2 protein-coding genes and 1 pseudogene are annotated in these 2621 nt (G+C 42.7%); all 3 read left to right on the forward strand.

Going from position 1 to position 2621, the window contains the following annotated elements; genetic code table 11:
* Positions 1-124 (forward strand): annotated as a pseudogene (locus PX636_RS10700) (zinc ribbon domain-containing protein); the annotation flags it as partial.
* Between the two features lie 38 nt (positions 125-162).
* Positions 163-1515 carry a UDP-N-acetylmuramoyl-tripeptide--D-alanyl-D-alanine ligase gene (locus PX636_RS10705; protein ID WP_002795590.1) on the forward strand — a complete coding sequence of 451 codons (1353 nt, stop codon included), beginning with the start codon at positions 163-165 and terminating at the stop codon, positions 1513-1515.
* Positions 1516-1535: 20 nt separating this feature from the next.
* The gene (locus PX636_RS10710; protein ID WP_002795591.1) at positions 1536-2507 is read left to right on the forward strand and encodes a hypothetical protein; all 972 of its coding nucleotides are present in this window, start codon (positions 1536-1538) and stop codon (positions 2505-2507) included.
* The last annotated feature ends 114 nt before the right edge of the window (positions 2508-2621 follow it).

Consider the following 2621-nt stretch of genomic DNA (forward strand, 5'->3'; position numbering starts at 1 on the left):
AAACGCCTTGGGAGAGTCCGACCTCTGGATTTTCAGTGGAGACATTGAGAATCTAAGTTGTCTCGTTGAACAAGGAATTTCTAACAGCGATGTGGAAAGAATCCCCCGTCACAGCGTAGCTTGACGGTGGGAGTATGTTAATCCTAAGTATTTTTATTGTCTATGGCCTGTCATTTATCCCTCAATCAACTAGCTCAATTATTGTCCTTACAAGATAATGGTGACATAAGTTTTAGTCCCGATAGTTTAGTATCTGGCATTAATACTGATAGCCGTAGTATTGAGTCAGGACAAGCATTTTTGGCCTTAAAAGGTGATAATTTTAATGGTCATGATTTTATCGATATGGCTATCGAAAAAGGAGCGGCAACCTTGATTGTCGATCAGCCAGTTTCGGTAAATTCCTCTAGTAATATTCCTGTATTCCTAGTCCATAATACCCTAGAAACCTATCAGCAATTAGCCCATTGGTGGCGGAATCAATTTACTATACCCGTGATTGCTATTACGGGATCGGTGGGGAAAACCACGACTAAAGAATTAATCGCTTCGGTATTAGCAACCCAGGGAAAGGTACATAAAACCCTGGCTAATTATAACAATGAGATCGGAGTGCCGAAAACTCTCCTCGAACTGGATGAAACTCACAATAGTGCCGTAATCGAGATGGGAATGCGGGGACGGGGAGAAATTGCCCTGCTCGCTCAAATCACCCGACCGACGATCGCGGTGATTACTAATGTGGGAACTGCTCACATCGGTCGTTTAGGGTCGGAAGCAGCGATCGCAGAGGCCAAATGCGAGTTATTGGCCGAGTCGCCTTCTAGTAGTATAGCTGTTCTTAACTACGATCACCCTTTACTTACCGAAACAGCTAAACGGGTATGGCAGGGGGAAACAATTACCTATGGCTTCTCTGGCGGCGATATAGTCGGGGAATTACTGGATTTAACTACTTTACGAGTAAATGGACTAGATTTTAACTTACCTTTATCCGGTCGTCATCATGCTTTAAATTTTATGGCGGCCTTGGCCGTAGCGAAAATTTTAGGCATCGATTGGACTTCTTTGCAAGAGGGAATTAAAGTTAATTTACCCAGTGGTCGGGCCAAACGTTACCAATTAGCAACCGATATCCTACTCCTCGATGAAACCTATAACGCGGGTCTAGAATCAATGTTAGCGGCCTTGGATTTACTGAAAGCTACCCCCGGTCAGCGTCATATTGCTGTTTTAGGCACGATGAAGGAGTTAGGGTCTTTTTCGGAGCAATTACATCGCCAAGTCGGTGAGAGGGTGCAAAAACTAGGCATAGATCGCTTGTTTGTCTTGGTAGATGACCCGGAAGCTAAGTTTATTGCTGAGGCGGCTACTGCGGTCGATTGCGAATGTTTTCAAACTCACGCAGATTTAATTAATCGTTTAAAGGAAGTGATCGATTTCGGCGATCGCATTTTATGTAAAGCTTCCCATTCCGTCGGTTTAAATCGGGTGGTGGAGGAGTTAATTCAGTGATATTGGGAGTTAGGGAATAGGTGTTAGAGAAGAGAGCATTTTTTAGCAAGAATAGCCGATTAAAAACTGTTTTTTCAGCGATTTTAGTCCTAGTTTTCTTTTTTTCGGCCGTTCAAGTCTCTTTTGCCCAAGAATCGAGACGACTGGATACTTATCTCCCGGATCTCAGTGGTTTAGCTTGGGTAGAAGCGGATATTTTTCTAGGGGTTCACGATGCCAAAAATAAGGGCAAAAACAGTGATCCATCTCAACCAAGGCTGAGTCTTTTACAGCTGCCTACAGAGGAAAAACCGCTATTATGGCAGGTTTTAAGGGTAGATTGGCCAAATCCAGAGGGATTGAGTAACGATCTCGAAAGTATTACTTCTATCCCAGAAACTAATTTATTTTTGTTGGCTGAAAGTGGCGAGAAAAAACCTTTTCAAAGACTATTTTTAGTAGCATATAACCAGCAAAAAGTCAAGATAGTTGAGCAAATAAATTGGCCGATCGCGGTGGAAAATGTAGAGGCGATCGCTGTTAGTCGGCAAGGCGATCGTTATCTATTTATCTACGCAGAACGGGCCGATAGTCAAGAGAGTACAAAGATTCGCTGGACGGATATCTCCTTCAATCCCTTAAAATTCGGGGAATTTCAGTCGGTAACTTTTCGGAGTCCTTTTGGTAGTGGTAAAAATATTCGCCTCATCTCCGATTTAGCCGTAGATAAGCAAGGTAATATCTACATAGCTTCCGCTGACGATCCAGATAGTGCGGGAGTGTTTAGAAGTGCTGTTTACCGTATCGGTCAAGTTACAGCCGATAATAGCCTAATTATTGCCCCTAATCCCCAAAAAATTGCAGAAATCGACGGCTCCAAAGTGGAAGCGGTGACTACCAGAGAATCTCCTAGAGGTAAAGTAGAAGTCTTTATCGGTACAGATGATGAGAATTATGGCGGTTTTATGCGACCTCTGCTGTTAGATAATTACTCGCAGCTAGAAATCCGCTAGACCGCAGCATACTTTGTGCTTTTTGTCAAAAAAACTTTTTTTTTGCAATAAAACTACACAAAAAAAAGATCATCGTTGTGGGTGAAATTGACTCATTTACCTGTCTTAATTAGG

Origin of the sequence: Microcystis sp. M53598_WE2, assembly GCF_030067735.1 — a bacterium.
In the GTDB taxonomy this organism is placed as follows: domain Bacteria; phylum Cyanobacteriota; class Cyanobacteriia; order Cyanobacteriales; family Microcystaceae; genus Microcystis; species Microcystis aeruginosa.

Bases quoted from the DNA above. Each gene is read 5' to 3' on its own strand.
- PX636_RS10705 (WP_002795590.1), top strand. From the start codon at position 163: ATGGCCTGTCATTTATCCCTCAATCAACTAGCTCAATTATTGTCCTTA.